At 46.1% G+C, this 16,156-nt stretch carries 25 protein-coding genes and 1 pseudogene; 17 read left to right on the top strand and 9 right to left on the bottom strand.

The features are described 5' to 3' along the window. Nucleotides 1–22 precede the first annotated feature (22 nt). The 6 genes from O8C68_01170 to arcC all read left to right on the top strand — a co-directional run bounded on the left by O8C68_01170 (nt 23) and on the right by arcC (nt 4,646). Entirely contained in the window at nt 23–262 is a 240-nt protein-coding gene (locus tag O8C68_01170; GenBank protein ID MCZ7394412.1) for a hypothetical protein, read from the top strand. A 20-nt stretch (nt 263–282) separates the two neighbouring features. Then, nucleotides 283–459, top strand: coding sequence for a hypothetical protein (locus O8C68_01165; GenBank protein ID MCZ7394411.1), 177 nt, complete (start codon nt 283–285; stop codon nt 457–459). A gap of 155 nt (nt 460–614) precedes the next feature. Further along, complete coding sequence (locus tag O8C68_01160; protein MCZ7394410.1) at nt 615–1,526, top strand: energy-coupling factor ABC transporter permease; 912 nt, start codon at nt 615–617, stop codon at nt 1,524–1,526. Further along, complete coding sequence (gene cbiQ / locus O8C68_01155; protein ID MCZ7394409.1) at nt 1,526–2,365, top strand: cobalt ECF transporter T component CbiQ; 840 nt, start codon at nt 1,526–1,528, stop codon at nt 2,363–2,365. The genes O8C68_01160 and cbiQ overlap by 1 nt, the downstream gene beginning before the upstream one ends. Before the next feature lies 1 nt (nt 2,366). Then, on the top strand, nt 2,367–3,683 hold the full coding sequence (locus tag O8C68_01150; protein MCZ7394408.1) for an ATP-binding cassette domain-containing protein: 1,317 nt from the start codon (nt 2,367–2,369) through the stop codon (nt 3,681–3,683). Between the two features lie 36 nt (nt 3,684–3,719). After that, a complete protein-coding gene (gene arcC / locus O8C68_01145; GenBank protein ID MCZ7394407.1) occupies nt 3,720–4,646 on the top strand; it encodes a carbamate kinase in 927 nt (308 codons plus the stop codon). On the opposite strand, the gene O8C68_01140 is transcribed toward arcC, so the two are convergent. From O8C68_01140 to O8C68_01110, 7 genes and pseudogenes are all read right to left on the bottom strand, one after another. Then, nucleotides 4,643–4,849, bottom strand: coding sequence for a DUF1858 domain-containing protein (locus O8C68_01140; protein ID MCZ7394406.1), 207 nt, complete (start codon nt 4,847–4,849; stop codon nt 4,643–4,645). The genes arcC and O8C68_01140 overlap by 4 nt on opposite strands. 100 nt (nt 4,850–4,949) lie before the next feature. Next, the gene (locus tag O8C68_01135; GenBank protein ID MCZ7394405.1) at nt 4,950–5,291 is read right to left on the bottom strand and encodes a CGGC domain-containing protein; all 342 of its coding nucleotides are present in this window, start codon (nt 5,289–5,291) and stop codon (nt 4,950–4,952) included. Between the two features lie 33 nt (nt 5,292–5,324). Then, nucleotides 5,325–5,450 (bottom strand): annotated as a pseudogene (locus O8C68_01130) (PCP reductase family protein). Nucleotides 5,451–5,454: 4 nt separating this feature from the next. Beyond that, the gene (locus tag O8C68_01125; protein ID MCZ7394404.1) at nt 5,455–5,931 is read right to left on the bottom strand and encodes a DUF2124 domain-containing protein; all 477 of its coding nucleotides are present in this window, start codon (nt 5,929–5,931) and stop codon (nt 5,455–5,457) included. A gap of 98 nt (nt 5,932–6,029) precedes the next feature. Then, on the bottom strand, nt 6,030–6,257 hold the full coding sequence (locus O8C68_01120) for a hypothetical protein (protein MCZ7394403.1): 228 nt from the start codon (nt 6,255–6,257) through the stop codon (nt 6,030–6,032). 139 nt (nt 6,258–6,396) lie between these two features. Further along, nucleotides 6,397–6,897: a DUF350 domain-containing protein gene (locus O8C68_01115; protein MCZ7394402.1), complete on the bottom strand. Its 501-nt coding sequence runs from the start codon at nt 6,895–6,897 to the stop codon at nt 6,397–6,399. Between the two features lie 106 nt (nt 6,898–7,003). Further along, nucleotides 7,004–8,272 (bottom strand): ArgE/DapE family deacylase, encoded by a 1,269-nt coding sequence (locus tag O8C68_01110; GenBank protein ID MCZ7394401.1) that lies wholly within the window; start codon nt 8,270–8,272, stop codon nt 7,004–7,006. Nucleotides 8,273–8,335: 63 nt separating this feature from the next. Between O8C68_01110 and O8C68_01105 the strand changes: the two genes are divergently transcribed. Genes O8C68_01105 through O8C68_01090 form a run of 4 tightly spaced genes read left to right on the top strand, consistent with a single transcriptional unit; the run spans nt 8,336 to nt 10,729 of the window. Next, a complete protein-coding gene (locus tag O8C68_01105) occupies nt 8,336–9,427 on the top strand; it encodes a GTP-binding protein (GenBank protein MCZ7394400.1) in 1,092 nt (363 codons plus the stop codon). Nucleotides 9,428–9,429: 2 nt separating this feature from the next. Beyond that, on the top strand, nt 9,430–9,882 hold the full coding sequence (locus O8C68_01100; protein MCZ7394399.1) for an NUDIX hydrolase: 453 nt from the start codon (nt 9,430–9,432) through the stop codon (nt 9,880–9,882). Beyond that, nucleotides 9,866–10,168, top strand: a complete 303-nt coding sequence (locus tag O8C68_01095) for a transcription factor S (GenBank protein ID MCZ7394398.1) — start codon at nt 9,866–9,868, stop codon at nt 10,166–10,168. Before O8C68_01100 ends, O8C68_01095 begins: the two co-directional genes overlap by 17 nt. A gap of 36 nt (nt 10,169–10,204) precedes the next feature. Continuing rightward, entirely contained in the window at nt 10,205–10,729 is a 525-nt protein-coding gene (locus tag O8C68_01090) for a 3-isopropylmalate dehydratase small subunit (protein ID MCZ7394397.1), read from the top strand. A 39-nt stretch (nt 10,730–10,768) separates the two neighbouring features. Here the strand turns inward: O8C68_01090 and O8C68_01085 are convergent, their stop codons facing one another. Further along, nucleotides 10,769–11,116 carry a hypothetical protein gene (locus O8C68_01085; GenBank protein ID MCZ7394396.1) on the bottom strand — a complete coding sequence of 116 codons (348 nt, stop codon included), beginning with the start codon at nt 11,114–11,116 and terminating at the stop codon, nt 10,769–10,771. A gap of 116 nt (nt 11,117–11,232) precedes the next feature. Between O8C68_01085 and O8C68_01080 the strand changes: the two genes are divergently transcribed. Both O8C68_01080 and O8C68_01075 read left to right on the top strand, forming a co-directional pair. Next, nucleotides 11,233–11,901: an HVO_0476 family zinc finger protein gene (locus tag O8C68_01080; GenBank protein ID MCZ7394395.1), complete on the top strand. Its 669-nt coding sequence runs from the start codon at nt 11,233–11,235 to the stop codon at nt 11,899–11,901. Then, nucleotides 11,871–12,503, top strand: a complete 633-nt coding sequence (locus tag O8C68_01075; GenBank protein ID MCZ7394394.1) for a protein-L-isoaspartate(D-aspartate) O-methyltransferase — start codon at nt 11,871–11,873, stop codon at nt 12,501–12,503. The genes O8C68_01080 and O8C68_01075 overlap by 31 nt, the downstream gene beginning before the upstream one ends. Here the strand turns inward: O8C68_01075 and O8C68_01070 are convergent. After that, nucleotides 12,496–12,654: a hypothetical protein gene (locus O8C68_01070; GenBank protein MCZ7394393.1), complete on the bottom strand. Its 159-nt coding sequence runs from the start codon at nt 12,652–12,654 to the stop codon at nt 12,496–12,498. The two genes, O8C68_01075 and O8C68_01070, sit on opposite strands and share 8 nt — an antisense overlap. Before the next feature lie 110 nt (nt 12,655–12,764). Here O8C68_01070 and pyrG point away from each other — a divergent pair, with 110 nt between their 5' ends. The 5 genes from pyrG to O8C68_01045 all read left to right on the top strand — a co-directional run. Continuing rightward, a complete protein-coding gene (pyrG, locus tag O8C68_01065; protein MCZ7394392.1) occupies nt 12,765–14,339 on the top strand; it encodes a CTP synthase (glutamine hydrolyzing) in 1,575 nt (524 codons plus the stop codon). Nucleotides 14,340–14,360: 21 nt separating this feature from the next. Continuing rightward, the gene (locus O8C68_01060) at nt 14,361–14,921 is read left to right on the top strand and encodes a DUF366 family protein (protein ID MCZ7394391.1); all 561 of its coding nucleotides are present in this window, start codon (nt 14,361–14,363) and stop codon (nt 14,919–14,921) included. Continuing rightward, nucleotides 14,918–15,142 carry a DUF131 domain-containing protein gene (locus tag O8C68_01055; GenBank protein MCZ7394390.1) on the top strand — a complete coding sequence of 75 codons (225 nt, stop codon included), beginning with the start codon at nt 14,918–14,920 and terminating at the stop codon, nt 15,140–15,142. The genes O8C68_01060 and O8C68_01055 overlap by 4 nt, the downstream gene beginning before the upstream one ends. Then, a complete protein-coding gene (locus O8C68_01050) occupies nt 15,135–15,422 on the top strand; it encodes a TIGR00304 family protein (protein MCZ7394389.1) in 288 nt (95 codons plus the stop codon). The genes O8C68_01055 and O8C68_01050 overlap by 8 nt, the downstream gene beginning before the upstream one ends. 88 nt (nt 15,423–15,510) lie before the next feature. After that, nucleotides 15,511–16,156 (top strand): hypothetical protein (locus O8C68_01045; GenBank protein MCZ7394388.1); only part of this gene is annotated, 646 nt, incomplete at its 3' end.

The raw sequence follows: 16,156 nt of genomic DNA, 5'->3' as shown, positions 1-16,156 counted from the left end.
AGAAAAAAGACTATATCATCGCATGGATGAGAACACCGTAAACAGGACAAAGGCTGCCATCAACGCTCTGATTGACGTGGAGCAGTTGTGGATTGAGAATACTCCTAACTACAACCTCACGACGCAGGAACTGCTTGTTCTCAAAAAAAGGCTTGAGAGGGCTATGGAAAATGTCTCGAAGATTTACGAGGAGAATAAGCCCAAAATGCAGGCGGCAGAGGACGAGATAAAGAAGATGCATGAGGGGAAGAAAAGGAAGTAGGCGCGTCTTGGTTCGGATTTATGAACAAAAAAGAGAAGGAAGAATTCAGGAAAAAGGTCAGGGAGACCACTGAAAAAGAAATTATAAGGGATGCTTTGCGGGCGAGGAAATTTTCAGGTGCTGAAACCCTTGAGCAGAGCATTGATCTCATTGATTTTGCTTTACGGATAAGAAAGATGCGCGATGAGAAGTGTTGACGAAATATTATATTGCCGGAGATAATCGATAGGCTGAGGTTATATACAGGCCACTTACATTGTGCGGGGTATACCGTGACACAAAACCCAACCATCACCTATTTATATCAAGTAAACTTTAGCGAAATCAAGTTTAATTGATTTGGTGAGCATAAATGCACATCTCAGACGGGATTCTGGAGCCGCAGTGGATTTTATTCTGGTATCTGATATCAGCAATATTTATCGCCCTCGGTTTGCGGATAATCAATGCGCGTATCAGGGACAATCCATCGTATCTTCCCAGGGTTTCACTGATTGGCGCCGTGGTTTTTGTTATCTCGGTATGGCACATCCCTGTGCCTGTGACTGGTTCATCCTCCCATCCAGTCGGGACTCCTCTGGCTGCAATTATCATAGGACCATTTGCTACAGTCGTGATAAGCGCGATTGCCCTGTTCTTCCAGGCATTCGTAGGTCACGGCGGTTTAACCACCATCGGCGCGAACACGTTTTCTATGGGAATTGTGGGAGCATTTAGCGGCTATCTTGTATACAGGATGCTGAAAAATATCTCTCCTTTGTGGTTTTCCGCTGGAATGGCAGGATTTGTGGGAAGCATCTTAACTTACCTCATGACAGCTTTTGAGCTTGCGCTTTCCCTGAACCCTGAAAATGTGATGCACTACTGGAAATTGTATTCCCTGGGTTTTATCCCCACACAACTGCCTCTTGCATTTGCTGAATTCGCATTCACAGGATATGTGATAAAATATATATCCGAGACAAAACCAGAAGTGGTTGCGCCAGCCGGTGTTTTTCTTGACAGGTTCACAAAAACAGCTCTATTGTTAATGATATTAATCGCATCTGTTATTGCAGCGGGCGCTTACATCGGTTACTCAGGAGGGGGAAGTATGGCAGGGACTGACGGCACTATAGAAGCGCTCGCCGCTCCTGCAGCAGCCCATGATGGAATAGGGGTGAGATTGATGGCACGTTTTGGTGAACCATTGGGTTTTGCTCTTGTGGGTATAACAGGAGGTCTCTTTACAGGATATTTCTGGAACGCATGGAGGAAAAACTGATGCTGGAATGGCTTACCCGCGACCCCTTGAACGGAGTCGTAATCACCCTGACTTTTTTTATCTCTATGATTATAGGCAGATATCTTGGAAAAAGAAGACAGCAACCCGAATGCAGAGGCAAGATTGTTGATTCCAGAATTAAAATCCTTGTATCGTTCCTCCTGATTACTGCCGCAACCTTGATGAAACACTGGTATTTTCCAATCGCCATATCAATACTGTGCATTCTTTTTGCGGCAAAACTCGATGTAATCAGGGATTACAGTAAAAAGCTTTTTTTTCCGTTGGTTTTAGCTTTATTTATTTTCGCGCTCCAGAGTTTTACCTATGGTGCAAATACAATTAATGTGGGGATCGTTTCGGTATATTCAGAGGGAGTTGAGTATGGTTTTCTAATATTCTCGCGGGTGTTGGCTTCTGCCTCTATCCTGCTGCTCCTTGTAATCACAACTTCCGAGAGCGAGCTGCTTGAAAGCATGCGCTACTTTGGGGTTCCAAAAACCATGCTTGAGATTTCCTCGTTCATGGCACGCTACATCAAGACGTTTTCAAGCGAGGGGAAAAAACTGAAACTGGCGCAGGAATCACGGTGCGGCTTTTCAAAGAATGCGGGGTTCACGAAGAAAATGCACAACATTGCCTCGATATCAGGGGCGCTCATCACGCGCGCATTTGCAAGAAGTGAAGAGGTTTACAGAGCCATGCTCTCGCGGGGCTGGAAGCCTGATTTGAGGTATTCGATAGAGACCCGACCATTAAATAAAAGAGATTTGATTATGGGAATTATGTTATCTTCTGGGATTTTCGTACTGCTTGGACTTGACAGGCTGGTGTGGTAGAATGAACGCTATAAGAACAATCGGACTTGAATATACGTATGCCGACGGGACAAATGCCCTGTCAGGCATAAATTTTGAAGCAAAGGAATACGAAAAAATTGCCGTGCTCGGACCAAACGGAAGCGGAAAAACCACGTTGTTCTATCACTTCAACGGCTTGATCAAACCCACATGCGGGGAGGTACTGATATTCGGTGAAAATATCAGCAAAACCAATATAGATGAGGTGAGGAAACGTGTGGGGCTAATCTTCCAGGAGCCAGACAGCCAGTTATTTGCACCTACTGTTTTTGAAGATATCGCTTTCGGTCTCAAAAATCTCGGACTGGACACAAAGGAAACCAAAGAAAGGGTTTCAAAGGTGCTGCACAAATATGAGATAGAAAGCCTTTCTGGAAGAAATCCTGCCAACCTGAGCGGGGGACAGAAAAAAAGAGTGGCTATTGCAGGTGTTGTTGCGATGGAGCCTGATGTCCTTGTGCTGGATGAACCCACTTCAGGCATGGATGCAGGCGGAATTACGGACACCATGGAGATCCTGGATGAATTAGGCGATGAAGGGAAAACAATCATCATATCAACCCATGATTCTGACCTCGCTGCATCCTGGGCTGACCGCGTGTATATACTCAATAAAGGAAAGGTTTTCAGGTCAGGTGCCCCAAGACATATTTTTGCAGATGAAAAACTGATTGCAGATGCTGGATTGAGGCAGCCTGTCATTGTCCAGACGTATCGTGAATTCAAAGCGCGCGGCATATCAAAAGGAGAGGTCCCGCTCACTGTTCTTGATTTTATGGAATCTGTTGATGTGAAGGTAATGAATATCAGGTGTGCAATAGCAGGGTGCGATATAAAAGCGGGCGATGAGGTCTGCCTTGAGATCAAGGACGGCATGCTGGCTGCAAACAAAAGTTCAAAAGGCGTAGCTGGAAAAGCCTTATTTGACGGGAAAAAAGGCGAGGATATTGCTGTAAAAGACGTGGTAGGGGACTTGCGTCAACTGGCCGGTAATATCACCATAATCAGGGTTCCTGGAATAATTGAAGGGGGATCGAGGGCTGCGCATCTGGACAGGGTACGTGATATACTTTCTAAAAATGAGCATCAAAAAATAGGTGCTATGGGCACATCTGCAAAGGTATTGATGAACAGGATGGGAACCAGATGCGATTTCGAGTTTGATGTAATCCAGTCAGGCATACTCGCTGCCTTGCGGGGTTTTGATGTGACCATTTTCGCATCGGGTGGGATGGCTGAGCGGGTAATTGAGAAAGTGAAAGAGAGAAAGCTCAATTATTCGTGTGTTGTGCTATAGCTATAAAGCACAGCACGATAGTTGTTTAAGCAAGATATGAACAAAATAGTGATAGCAATAGGCGGGAACGCGATATTGAATCCAACCAGGGGAAGCCCGATAGAGCAGCAAGAATTGATAGATAAGACCTGCAGGGAAATCGTTCAAACCATAAGCCTTGGTTATGATGTAGTCCTGACACACGGCAACGGTCCCCAGATAGGGAACATCCTTGCCATGCAGGAAGAATGCGGTATCGTTCACCCCCAGCCCCTGGATGTATGCGGGGCAGAGACGCAGGGGATGCTCGGTTACTCGCTTCAGCAATCGCTGGATAACAGGCTTAAAGAAAAGAAAATTAAGAGGCACGTCACCACAATACTGACTCAGGTTATAGTGGATGAGGAAAGCCCCTCATTTAAGAACCCGACAAAGCCAATAGGTCTTTATTATCCGCAATACCGTGCAAGGAAAATGATTGAGCAGGGGGTAACGATGATGCAGGACAAAAAGGGTTACAGGCGGATTGTTCCATCTCCCGAGCCAGAAGAGATCGTGGAAGTAGAGATCATCAAGAAGCTCGTTCAGGAAGGCGTTATAGTAATAGCGGCAGGTGGAGGCGGGATTCCCGTTATCCGAAAGCAGGGTTCGCTTCTGGGTGTTGAGGCTGTGATCGATAAAGACATCACGGGCAGCTTAATGGCATCCTCTATCGGAGCAGGGACTTTTCTTATACTGACCGACGTTGAAAAGGTAGCCCTGAATTTTGGAAAGGAGAACCAGCTTGACCTCGATGAAATAACAGTTAAAGATGCAAAGAGATATATCAAAGAGGGGCATTTCGGGAAGGGGAGCATGGAGCCAAAGGTAGTTGCGGCAGTCAGATTCATAAAATCAGGTGGAGAGGTTGCGATTATTTCAAGTCTTGAGAAGGCACTTGCGGCGCTGGAAGGAAAGGCAGGCACAAGAGTTGTTGGCGATTAGGATTTTCTCATCGCTGCAACCTTATTCAGGTCTAAGACCAGCGCATCTACATTAATCCCGTGCGCCATTGCGCCTTCCTCGATGCTTTCAAAAGCCGATACATGGCATCCGACGCAGTGCAAGCCGTGCCTCATAAACACCATCATGGTTTCAGGATACTGGGTGACTACCTCTTCTATTGTCATTTCTTTGGTTATTGTCATGTTTCCTCTTTATTCGTATATTAACGAACATTAATAAAGCTTTCTTACCCTTTCAGAAATCTAACTGTCTTTCACGAACTTAAAAGTTATGTCCTGCCTATCAATGATGCGTCCCTTCCACGACTTTCACACCTTTTTTGATGATCATCTGTTTTATCTCCTCTGCGTGAGGGCATTTAGGATAACCACTTTCCATGAGCATGCATGAACTTAAATGAACCACATCCACCCCGTGCTTCAAGAGGCTGTCCACAAGCCTGTGAACCCGCCTCCCTGGGCAGCCTCCACAGGTGAAAAAACCAACAATCTCAGCTTCGCCGTAACCGCTGAAATGCACCTTTCTCTTATTGAATGCTTTAAAACATGCCACACCCGGGCAGACTTCGCTTACGATATCGCATCTTACAACTGCAATCTTCGCAGTCTTTTCGTCCGTTTCCATTAAAGCCCCGAAACGCTGCGCAGCTTCCTTTACATCCTCATAAGTTACGATGTCCTTACCATTCTTTTCTGCCGACGCCTCGATACCCATTTTCGCCATTTTGCGGCCATGCTCGGGTATTCTCTCAAGTTCTTGGGCTGCCTCGGGTTCCCATTCCATCGTATCACTTAAAGCCGTATGTCACAACTTCCATGTCCGCATCCACAAGATAATCAAAATCAATCAATTTATCCCAGCCTGCTTTCTGGAAAACCCCTCCGACGCAGACTCCAAATACTTGCCTCTCAGGATGCCCATCCGTAATCTCATCGATCAATCTATTCAATCCGTTGACATCCACTTCCATTTTTGGCATCGCAAGACCACCGAGAAGCACGACTGTATCCGAACTTGGGTCGGCTTTATCTCCAAGCTGCATCCCATAACCGGTCATTTCGACCTTTGCCGCCATATCCTTCCTTAGATTTGGTATAAAGACCATCTCCTTCCCGGCATCGCGCAAAACATAGCCAAGAAGTTCAGCAAACGGGTTGCACCAGCCCGGGCAGCCGATAAAGGTGATTTTTTTACTGCCGCGCGCAAGCTTCCTGAAAGCGGTGAGCATTCCGCCTATGCCTTCGGTCTTTTCTATCGGTTTCATGAAATCACAGGTATGGATTGTTAAAGGTGGGATATAACACTTTATTTTTAAGATGGTTTTGATTTCAAAGATACCTGTGATTGAAAATATTACAGTTTTTATTGTTGTTTATTGTCGATATTGCGCTTGAGAAGACGAATAGCAGCAGAAAGGGCTTCTCTCTCAAGCGATGTGGTATCTTTCCTTTCTCCAATGTTTCGAAGCAGCATCATAGCGCAGGTATAATCCAGAGCGGCTTCCCTCATTACGAATTCAGGGCATTCCTTGATATTCTGCGTATATTCAAAATTTCTTTCGATATCTATTCTTTCAATAGTTAATTCCATAATCTCATTACTCCTTGATTCCAAGAGAGAATCTCAGGATATTATATCTGATGCAAGCAGGGTGAAACTAATCAGTATTCAAAAAAATTACAATAACAAGAGCTAATGAAATCAAAAAATAAAAAAGGAAAACTGAGGATCAGATCAATGCTGCAGTTATTCCCAATACGCCTGACTGAATGATGATTGCAACAGTGATTATTACACCGGCCATCTCAAGCGCAACCGCGACGTTTCCCTTCTTGAGTTCCTCAAATTCCTCAATTCCCTTGGTCAATTTGTCCAGGATATTCAATGCAAGATATATTGCAACTATTGCAAGCACTATTCCCAGTATCAACTGGACAATGCTAACAACAATTATCGCGATTCCAGTGCCTGACATTATGCCGGCTTTCATGGCTTGGGATATCCCTATCGAGATGCCTGAAACACCTGACTGCACCACGATACCTATGGCGATAAATACTGATGCGACAAGAATACCTACCGCAACATTACCCTTAGCTATCTCTTTTTCTTCATCTATTCCTTTAGTTATTTTTCCCAGCACTGAAAACCCAATATACAATGCAACGACTGCAAGTATAATGGCAATAACTAATTGTATGATCCCTACAACTGCATTTACCAATTCCATAATTTCACCTCACGCTTAAAAGCGCAGGTGTGTATAATGGTGGCAGGGGAATATAAAATTAATGCGATAACCAGCCTTGCACTTTTTAAAATAATTGGATCAGCTATTATTCTTGAAATTTGCCACACATCAACCTCGCCAGGAACTTGGTGTACATCACCAGATCCTCTATCAGGATATTCTCATCCTCTGCATGTGCGTTGCTCTCCGTCCTTCTTCCCAGTCCAAAACAGCATGCAGGCAGCCCCGTAACTTTAACCGCATAAGCCACGTCAAGGCTCCCCTGCGCTCCTGCAAGCCTCACCTCCCTTCCGGCAACCTCCTCCGCAACCCTCGCCACTTCCGTAACCCATGGATGGTTCCTATCAGTAAGCATAGGCGCATATATGTCATCGCATCTCAATTTAAGATCAATATCAGGGTGTTTTTCCTTTACGCGCGTGATTGCAGCGTTCAATTCCCTGCAGACGTCCTGGAATTTCTCTTCCGGGATGTATCGCCGGTCTCCTTTCATCGTGCACCGATCGGGTATGATGTTCTGTTTTACACCTGCGTTGATCACTGTTATATTGAGAACGGGCATGAGCGTTTTAATCCCGGTTTTCCGGGAAATCGCAACACTTGCCGGCACTGTTGAGCGTCTTTTCTCAACCTTTGCCTTCAATTCAAGCAGTTCATTCATCACAGGAACTGATTTCTCTATGGCATTCACGCCAAGAAAACTGCTCCCGCTGTGGTATGATTTCCCAAATACATCTATCTGCCAGTCCACATTGCCATTGGAAGCTATTGTGATATCATCGCTGTCTCCGTCCATACTTAAAAAATAATCAGCCTTGAGTTTTCCGAGGTCTGCAAGGTGGCAAAGACCGGAATAGGGCCCCATCTCCTCATCCGTCGTCAGGGCGATGGTCAGGTTGTACTTTGGTTTTAGTTTTAGTTCTCGCATAGCTGAGAGTACAGTTAAAAGCGCGGCAACACCTCCTTTTGAATCTGCTACGCCTCTCCCCAAGAGGCGCCCATCCTTGGTCGTGACTTCAAACGGCGGCACACTCCAGTTGGCACTTGCAGGGACAACGTCAAGATGGGTGTTGATCAGAAGCGTCTTCTGTGCACTCACATTTTTTGTAGCACATAAATTAACCCTCATTCCCTGAAGATGCGAAAGCCTGGGATTTTTCTTCTCAAATAATTCCCTGGGCATGTGAATAATCTCAACCTCAAAATCAAGGTCTTTGAGTCTGGAAGCTACAAAGTCCATAATTTTTTCATAGTTCTCACCCGGTGGCACCTGCGTGGGAATGCGTACAAGTTCGTCCAGTTTCTTTACAGTCTCGCCTGTTTTGGATTCCAGATAATCGAGTAATGCTTGCATTGTGGTTCAAGCACGCTCTTATAACCCAAATCCTTTTTGCCTTGATTACAGCTATTAGAGCAGATGACCATCGAAGAAGAAATAAAGGCAATCGGAGATGAAATCTCCAAAACAAAATACAACAAAGCCACCGAAGGTCACCTCGGTCGCCTTAAATCCAAGATTGCCCGTTTGAGGGACGAGGTACAGAAAAGAGCGTCGTCAAAATCGGGCGGGGAGGGGTTCTCGGTGAAGAAATCCGGCGATGCGTCCGTTGTTCTCGTGGGATTCCCGTCGGTAGGCAAAAGTACACTCCTGAACAGTCTCACAGGTACAGAATCTGCGGTTGCAGCCTATGAATTTACCACAACTGACGTGGTGCCGGGGGCGATGGAATACAAGGGAGCCACAATCCAGATACTGGACGTGCCTGGACTTGTACGGGGGGCTGCCTCAGGCAGGGGCAGGGGCAAGGAGGTCATCGCTGTAATACGGAACGCTGACCTTGCGGTGATATTGCTCGACGTTTTCCAGCTCGTACACTATGATGTTCTCGTCCAGGAATTAAATGAAGCGGGCATCCGCGTCAATTCAAGACCGCCGGATGTCACGATAAAGAAAAAAGCAAGGGGTGGAGTAGGTATCAACAGCACTGTTGAACTGGGTCTAGATGAGGACACCATAAAATCCATTCTTGGAGAGTACAGAATCCACAACGCCAACGTATTGATACGTGAGAATATCACCATCGACCAGTTGATAGATGCTGTCCTTGGTAACAGGAAATATATCCCTGCTGTTGTGGTAATCAATAAAATCGATCTTGCGGACGAATACACACTCAGGGAATGTAAAGAGAAATTCCCGGATGCGCTTTTGGTTTCTGCTGATAAAAAGGTGCATATCGAAGAGCTTAAAGAAAAACTGTATGAAAAATTAGGGTTTATCAGGATTTACCTGAAGCCCCAGGGCAAGCCCGCCGACATGGACGAACCACTGATAGTGAGGTACGGTTCCACAGTTGGCGACATATGCGACAAACTTCACCGCGATTTCAAAAAAAGGTTCAGGTACGCGCAGGTCTGGGGCTTGTCTGCGAAGCATGAAGGTCAGCGCGCAGGTATTGAGCATGTGCTGTACGACAACGATATACTTACGATAGTATTGAGGAAATAAGAATGGAACCGCAGATTCCGAATCGCGCCTCGGAAGGGAGCAGATTTGTTCCTGTAACGCCATTGCTGACTGTGGATGCACTTATTATATACGATGGGAAAATCGTGCTTATCAGGCGCAAAAACCCGCCTTTTAAGGATCGTTTTGCGCTTCCCGGCGGGTTTGTTGAAGTGGGAGAAACTGTTGAAGAGGCTGCTGTTCGTGAGGCAAAGGAGGAGACAGGGCTTGATATAGAAATAATCAAGCTTCTTGGCGTGTACTCGGAACCTTTGCGCGACCCCAGAGGTCATACTGTTTCAATATGTTATCTTGCAAAAGGCAGGGGAAAACTTAAAGCAGGTTCGGATGCTAAAGAGACAGGGCTTTTCGGTTTGAATGAAATACCCGAACTGGCATTTGACCATAATAAAATCATAGAGAACGCCAAGAGTGATATCAATGGAATTTTGTCCTAAATGCAAGAGCATGATGATGCCCGCTAAAAATGTCTATAAGTGCAGGAAATGTGGGCATGAACAAGAGATAAAAGGAGGTTTTGTCTCAAAGACCAAACGGGATGAGCGCGAGGTAACTGTCCTGGAGGGACGCGAGATGGGGATGCCCACGACCAGAGTTAGATGCGAGGACTGCGGAAACGATACAGCTTACTGGTGGCTCAGGCAGCTTCGCTCGGCTGATGAGAGCGAGGTGAGGTTTTTCAGGTGCACGAAGTGCGGGAAGACGTGGAGAGAGTATAATTAATAAATCTTATTACCTTTCCAGCCAATTCAGCCCTTCATGAAGCAGAAACTCACAGTTGACCTTGAAAAAGACCTTAAACTCCCCGCAAACGTCTGGAAATTCGGGGATGACATAGACACCGATGCAATAATCCCGGGCAAGTACCTCACCATCAATAAACCCGAAGAGCTTGCAAAACACGCTTTTGAGGGCGTGCGCCCTGAATTTGCCCGCGGCGTGAAAGAAGGGGATATCGTAGTAGGAGGCTTCAATTTCGGGTGCGGCTCATCGCGCGAACATGCGCCTCTCGCGCTTCGGGGAGCGAAGGTACAATGCATCATCGCAAGCTCCTTTGCGCGCATCTTTTTCAGGAACGCCATAAACATCGGACTTCCACTGCTTGAGTGCGCAGATACGGATAAGATAGAGGAAGGAGACCACGTAGAAGTCGATTTTAAGTCCGGCATAATCACCAATACCACAAAGGGCCAGACTTACAAGGCAACGCCGCTTCCCGACTTCGTGCGCGGTATAGTCGATGCCGGCGGGCTTATAGGGTATGCTAAAAAATTAGTGGTGTAAAATAAAAATAAAAAAAATTAGTAATATGCTTTTGGCATATTACTGGCTTGATTCATATCTTTTCAGAATGGCTATAACCTGATTCAGCAGGTTCTTTGATTCTGTAAGGTGCTTGGCACCGATATCTGCTGCCTTATCAAGATTTGCATCCAGTATTTGCAAGTTCTCCTGGAGCAGATATATCAGGTACATCATTACGCACCAGTACACTGCAAGAGCCAAGAATGAAAAAATACCGATAACAACCACCTGGCTGTATACCAGCGCTGTGGATTGATCAAGCGGCTTTAATATATTTATTGCATCCATGAAATTCCAGAGAATTACTACTCCAAATATCAGGGGTACAATTGTTGCAAAAATTAAAGTTTGTTTGCTCAGCCTCATACCATTACCTCCGGTTAGTCTTTGTAGGTTATCTTTCTATTTAAAATTATCTTACCTGACCTTATATTTGTAACTCTATTAGATATTTATATGTAGAGAGCCTCCAATTTTGTGATATGGAAAAAATCGAGGCAGCATGTCCTTCATGCTCGCCGCTTACACCTGTACCCCATATTATTCTGAAAGGCGGAAGGGATATACTTTTGCAGTGCGAGGAGTGCGGATCGGTTCACAGAGAGAAAAAGCCTAAAAAAATGCTGGTGAGGGTGATCGTGAGCAGGGGAGAAAAAGCAATTCATGCAAGTGCCATGCTTTCAGGTATAATAAGGAAGGGTGACGAACTCGTTATAGACGACGAGGAAACCGGGGAAGCCACTCTTGTGCAGGTTGCTTCTCTTGAGGTCGGGGATAAAAGGAAAGATAGCGCTGAGGCAGAAGACATAAACACCATCTGGGCGCGTGCGATTGATGAGGTGGTTGCGAAAATAGCAATAAGCCGCGGGAGAATAACCGAATCCATAGAAATGCGGGTGCCAGGTGAGCGGGAATTTGTGATCGGGGATAAAGTCAGGGTAAACAATCGCGAATTAAAAATCATCAGGATAAAAATAAGGGGCGGTGGCTTTAAAAGCAGAAAAGGTGTTGCAATTAAGGCAAAGGATATCAGGCGCATTTACGCCGACTCCGGAATCCGCGAACCCAGAAGAATTTCAAGCGCTGGGGAGCGCGTTGTGATTAAAAAGCGGGAGTCTGTATGGAGTTTGAAGTCCAGAACAACAACCTGATGGAGGATTTGCGGCTGCACGGTATAAGCGAACGGGTGCTTGATGCCATGCGTAAAGTCCCAAGACACCTCTTTGTCCCTGAAAGGGAGAAGAGGAATGCGTATGTTGATTATCCATTACCCATAGGATGGGGGCAGACTATATCAGCCCCTCATATGGTCGCTATAATGTGCGACCTCCTTGATATTCAGGATGGCATGAAAATCCTTGAGATAGGAGCCGGTTCGGGCTACCATGCTGCAGTGATGGCAGTACTTGCCGGAAGCGGGCATGTGTATGCAGTTGAAACGATAGAAGGTCTGGCTTTATTTGCCAGGGATAACCTGAAAAAAGCGGGCATTACCAACGTCACCGTACTTGTGGAGGACGGCTCCCTTGGATTGCCAGGTTTTGCGCCCTACGACAGGATCAGCGTTGCATGCGCCTCACCTGAGATTCTTGACACATTGACCGACCAGCTCAGGGTCGGGGGAAAACTCATTATCCCTGTGGGCAGGCATTTCCAGGAACTTTATCTTGTGACAAAAACCAATGGATTGAAAAAGGAGGCAAAAGGGGGCGTTGTGTTCGTGCCCCTTGTGGGTAAAAAGGGATTTAAATAAGGCCAAGCTCTCCTGATTTTATTTTCTCAACCAGCCTGTTCCACTCATTCTTCTTTAACCTCACGGTATTTGCGGCTTCTCCGATCAATACCACATCTCCAAGGATTTCGACTGCAGGACAGCAGCTTTTTTCGCAGATATATACTTTCATTTGGATCACCGGCTAAATGTAAGCAGGTATGGATATAAAAGTTTGCTTTGCTTGAATCTGTATCCTGCAATCCATTAACTATATGCCAAATGCTTTCCTAAAAAGTGGTCATGAAGTACATCATAGTCACAGGCGGTGTGATGAGCGGGCTTGGGAAAGGGATAACAGCAGCTTCCATCGGCAGAATTCTCAAAAACAAGGGCTTCAATGTAACCGCTATCAAGATAGACCCTTACATCAATATCGATGCAGGTACCATGAGCCCCTACCAGCACGGCGAGGTTTTTGTACTGAAGGACGGGGGCGAGGTCGACCTTGACCTTGGCAACTATGAACGCTTTCTCGACATCGAACTCACGCGCGAGAACAACATCACCACAGGACAGGTGTACCAGACAGTTATAGAAAAAGAGAGGCGTGGGGATTATCTCGGAAAGACTGTGCAGATTATTCCCCACATAACAAACGAGATAAAAGAACGTATAAGGAAAGTGGCTAAAAAAAGCAGCGCAGATATATGCATCATAGAAATAGGCGGCACAGTCGGAGATATAGAGAGCATGCCTTTCCTTGAAGCGGTGCGCCAGATGCACAGCGATGAAACACGGGAGGATATTGCTCTGGTGCATGTAACGTTGGTACCATTGGACACGCAGGGTGAGCAGAAGACAAAGCCCACGCAGCATTCGGTAAGGGAACTTCGAAGCCTTGGTCTCCAGCCCGATGCCATCGTGGCGCGGTGCAAGGAAGCTTTACTTTCTGATACCAAATCAAAAATCGCACTATTCTGCGATGTCCCGGTGAATGCTGTTGTAAGCGCACATGATGCAAAGGATATCTATTACGTCCCATCCATGATGGAACAGGAGGGACTTTCCGACTACCTGATGGAGAAGCTCAAGCTTACTCCGGGGGAAACATCCCACGAATGGGATATCCTGATGAAAAAGATGGCTTCTATAGAGAAGGAGATACGCGTCGCTGTTGTTGGAAAATACGCCCATCTTGGGGATTCCTACATAAGCATAAACGAAGCGCTCAAGCATGCCGGGATAGAGTGTGGCTGCAGGGTCAGGATCGATTGGCTTGATGCAGAGGAGTTTGAGAAGAGACCCGATGCAGTGGAGATGCTTAAAAAATACAAGGGAATTCTTGTGCCGGGAGGTTTTGGGGTGCGCGGGACTGAAGGCAAGATACTTGCGATAAAATTTGCGAGAGAAAACAATGTTCCCTATCTTGGTTTGTGCCTCGGGATGCAGCTTGCAGTCATCGAGTTTGCACGCAACATGGTGGGATGGATGGATGCCAATAGCTCTGAGCTTGCACGGACTGAACATCCCGTGATTGACCTTTTGCCTGAGCAGGAAAATATTAAAAACATGGGAGGCACGATGCGCCTTGGAAACTGCGAGGCTGTACTGACAGAAGGGTCGCTCGCATACAAAATGTATGGCGATCGACTCATCGAACGTCACAGGCACAGGTATGAGGTAAACCCCAAGTATATATCGCAGATAGAGGCAAAAGGCATGAAATTCACAGGCAGGAGCGACCGCAGGATGGAGATTGCTGAGATACCGGGGCATAAGTTCTTCTTTAGCTCGCAGTTCCACCCCGAGTTCAGATCCCGACCCGGGAAGCCCTCGCCTCCTTTTCTGGCATTTGTGAAAGCAGCGAGTGAGTGAGGAGTAAATAAAGCAATTAGTATGATCTCCAAGCTTCTCCCCAACCCGATAAAATACGACGGCTCGCAGATAGCTCCGCTCTGGGCGTACAGCATGGGAATAAAGGGTGACTCCATCGTGGTTTTCCATGGACCGATGGATGTGACGCCTGATAACATGAAGGACCTTGAAGACCGGAAAGCAAAAAAAACCATTCGGGGCGATGATTTAATCCATATTATCGTGGAGAGGTTCGATTCACCTGCAAGTATGCGCCTTGCTTATTACATGCAGCGCCTTCTCATAGTTTGTATCAAGGATGCACTTGAGAGGCATGGAATAAAAGCAACCAGAAACGGTGATGACCTTTTTATCGATGGGAGAAAGCTCACAGTGAGTATTGCCAGCGCCGGCGTATCGAGTGAGAAAATACACTGCGGGATAAACCTCATCACACGAGGGACACCCGAAGATGTTAAGACTGCCGCACTTCTGGACTTTGGGATAAAGGACTGGAAAACTTTTGCCAGCGAGATAGCCGAAACTTTTGTACATGAAGTAGAGGATATCGAAAGCGATATTGCAAAAACAAAGAGTCTATGACGGATACAATCAAATTCGGGATTTACCTTGTACTCATAGGTTCTGCGCTTATTCTAATCGGGACGATATTATCAGCGCAGAATATCTCTTTCGGAGGACTTGTCATGATAGGTCCGGTACCAATCGCATTCGGCACATCACCCTTGATGATGTTAATTGCGATGGTCATAGGCTTGCTGCTTATGATTGCGTATTTTATTCTCAGGAGGAAAAATGCCTGACTGGGCTCTTCTGATCACAGCAGGAATGGTACTGATAATACTGGGATTTTTTTTAGTGGTTTTTGGTATAATGCGTTCTGCCAGGGAAAGCGCCAGTTTGGAGGAGGGAGGTCAAGAACCCACAGAAGAAAAGATAAAAGGCGGAGGCGTGATTTTAATCGGTCCAGTGCCGATTGTTTTCGGAACAGATAAAAGGTATGCCCTGCTCCTCATGATTCTGGCGATTGTGCTGATGCTGCTGGCTGTGCTATTCCTGAAATGGCAGACTCTGCGTCATTAACGTGACTCAAAGGTATTTATGGAATTAAAGTTAAATAGATAGCTGTGCTGAAAAAAAGATTGGCTTATAGGATTCGCTGATTACTCACATGAAAAACGTTGTGTTTTTACTGGCACTGTCGATTGCTCTCTTATTTATTCACGTAGGGGATGCTCAGTTCGAAGATTGCATGTCCTGTCACAGAAACGACATAGGGGTTTTCCCTGCTATAAACGAAACCCTCTTTGGTTCACACAGAGATGTTAACACCACCGATGGCGCTGGCATTATTTCCAACAGTGACTGCATAGTATGCCACTACAATACCTCAAAAATGCTCGAAGGCGTAGTGTCCACCTATGCCTGTGAGGATTGCCATATAAATGGAGTCGTCAGCTCTCCCAGAGTTAATAATCATATAAGAAACGCTAATATCTCGGTGAGCGCAAATTGCTTCGATTGCCACAACATTACCTCTACTCTTTTTAAATTCAACGCCAATTCAAGTGCAGCGCATTACGGCATCAATGCAAGCTTTGGCTTGCCACCAGGAAATCAGTACTGCGCCTACTGCCACCAGAACTCCACAACCGCCTTCTCAAACGTGATGCAGAATGCAGGCAACTCGATGTTAGGTAACCATACCTCAGACGTGGTTTTTACTTTTCCTGCTCATCCTGCTGGTCTCCCAAGCTGTACACGTTGCCACGGGCAGGATATACTGCATGGAGCGAATATCTCCAAGCCTGTTCCAA

The sequence above is a fragment of the Candidatus Methanoperedens sp. genome (genome assembly GCA_027460525.1).
In the GTDB taxonomy this organism is placed as follows: domain Archaea; phylum Halobacteriota; class Methanosarcinia; order Methanosarcinales; family Methanoperedenaceae; genus Methanoperedens.
The sequence above is the reverse complement of the archived record's forward strand: the minus strand, read 5'-3'. Positions and strand labels throughout refer to the sequence as shown.

What these genes read in the sequence shown, in the direction of transcription:
- O8C68_01170 (MCZ7394412.1), top strand. Translation starts at nt 23, where the DNA reads ATGGATGAGAACACCGTAAACAGGACAAAGGCTGCCATCAACGCTCTG.
- O8C68_01165 (MCZ7394411.1), top strand. Translation starts at nt 283, where the DNA reads ATGAACAAAAAAGAGAAGGAAGAATTCAGGAAAAAGGTCAGGGAGACC.
- O8C68_01160 (MCZ7394410.1), top strand. Translation starts at nt 615, where the DNA reads ATGCACATCTCAGACGGGATTCTGGAGCCGCAGTGGATTTTATTCTGG.
- cbiQ (MCZ7394409.1), top strand. Translation starts at nt 1,526, where the DNA reads ATGCTGGAATGGCTTACCCGCGACCCCTTGAACGGAGTCGTAATCACC.
- O8C68_01150 (MCZ7394408.1), top strand. Translation starts at nt 2,367, where the DNA reads ATGAACGCTATAAGAACAATCGGACTTGAATATACGTATGCCGACGGG.
- arcC (MCZ7394407.1), top strand. Translation starts at nt 3,720, where the DNA reads ATGAACAAAATAGTGATAGCAATAGGCGGGAACGCGATATTGAATCCA.
- O8C68_01140 (MCZ7394406.1), bottom strand. Translation starts at nt 4,849, where the DNA reads ATGACAATAACCAAAGAAATGACAATAGAAGAGGTAGTCACCCAGTAT.
- O8C68_01135 (MCZ7394405.1), bottom strand. Translation starts at nt 5,291, where the DNA reads ATGGAAACGGACGAAAAGACTGCGAAGATTGCAGTTGTAAGATGCGAT.
- O8C68_01125 (MCZ7394404.1), bottom strand. Translation starts at nt 5,931, where the DNA reads ATGAAACCGATAGAAAAGACCGAAGGCATAGGCGGAATGCTCACCGCT.
- O8C68_01120 (MCZ7394403.1), bottom strand. Translation starts at nt 6,257, where the DNA reads ATGGAATTAACTATTGAAAGAATAGATATCGAAAGAAATTTTGAATAT.
- O8C68_01115 (MCZ7394402.1), bottom strand. Translation starts at nt 6,897, where the DNA reads ATGGAATTGGTAAATGCAGTTGTAGGGATCATACAATTAGTTATTGCC.
- O8C68_01110 (MCZ7394401.1), bottom strand. Translation starts at nt 8,272, where the DNA reads ATGCAAGCATTACTCGATTATCTGGAATCCAAAACAGGCGAGACTGTA.
- O8C68_01105 (MCZ7394400.1), top strand. Translation starts at nt 8,336, where the DNA reads ATGACCATCGAAGAAGAAATAAAGGCAATCGGAGATGAAATCTCCAAA.
- O8C68_01100 (MCZ7394399.1), top strand. Translation starts at nt 9,430, where the DNA reads ATGGAACCGCAGATTCCGAATCGCGCCTCGGAAGGGAGCAGATTTGTT.
- O8C68_01095 (MCZ7394398.1), top strand. Translation starts at nt 9,866, where the DNA reads ATGGAATTTTGTCCTAAATGCAAGAGCATGATGATGCCCGCTAAAAAT.
- O8C68_01090 (MCZ7394397.1), top strand. Translation starts at nt 10,205, where the DNA reads ATGAAGCAGAAACTCACAGTTGACCTTGAAAAAGACCTTAAACTCCCC.
- O8C68_01085 (MCZ7394396.1), bottom strand. Translation starts at nt 11,116, where the DNA reads ATGAGGCTGAGCAAACAAACTTTAATTTTTGCAACAATTGTACCCCTG.
- O8C68_01080 (MCZ7394395.1), top strand. Translation starts at nt 11,233, where the DNA reads ATGGAAAAAATCGAGGCAGCATGTCCTTCATGCTCGCCGCTTACACCT.
- O8C68_01075 (MCZ7394394.1), top strand. Translation starts at nt 11,871, where the DNA reads ATGGAGTTTGAAGTCCAGAACAACAACCTGATGGAGGATTTGCGGCTG.
- O8C68_01070 (MCZ7394393.1), bottom strand. Translation starts at nt 12,654, where the DNA reads ATGAAAGTATATATCTGCGAAAAAAGCTGCTGTCCTGCAGTCGAAATC.
- pyrG (MCZ7394392.1), top strand. Translation starts at nt 12,765, where the DNA reads ATGAAGTACATCATAGTCACAGGCGGTGTGATGAGCGGGCTTGGGAAA.
- O8C68_01060 (MCZ7394391.1), top strand. Translation starts at nt 14,361, where the DNA reads ATGATCTCCAAGCTTCTCCCCAACCCGATAAAATACGACGGCTCGCAG.
- O8C68_01055 (MCZ7394390.1), top strand. Translation starts at nt 14,918, where the DNA reads ATGACGGATACAATCAAATTCGGGATTTACCTTGTACTCATAGGTTCT.
- O8C68_01050 (MCZ7394389.1), top strand. Translation starts at nt 15,135, where the DNA reads ATGCCTGACTGGGCTCTTCTGATCACAGCAGGAATGGTACTGATAATA.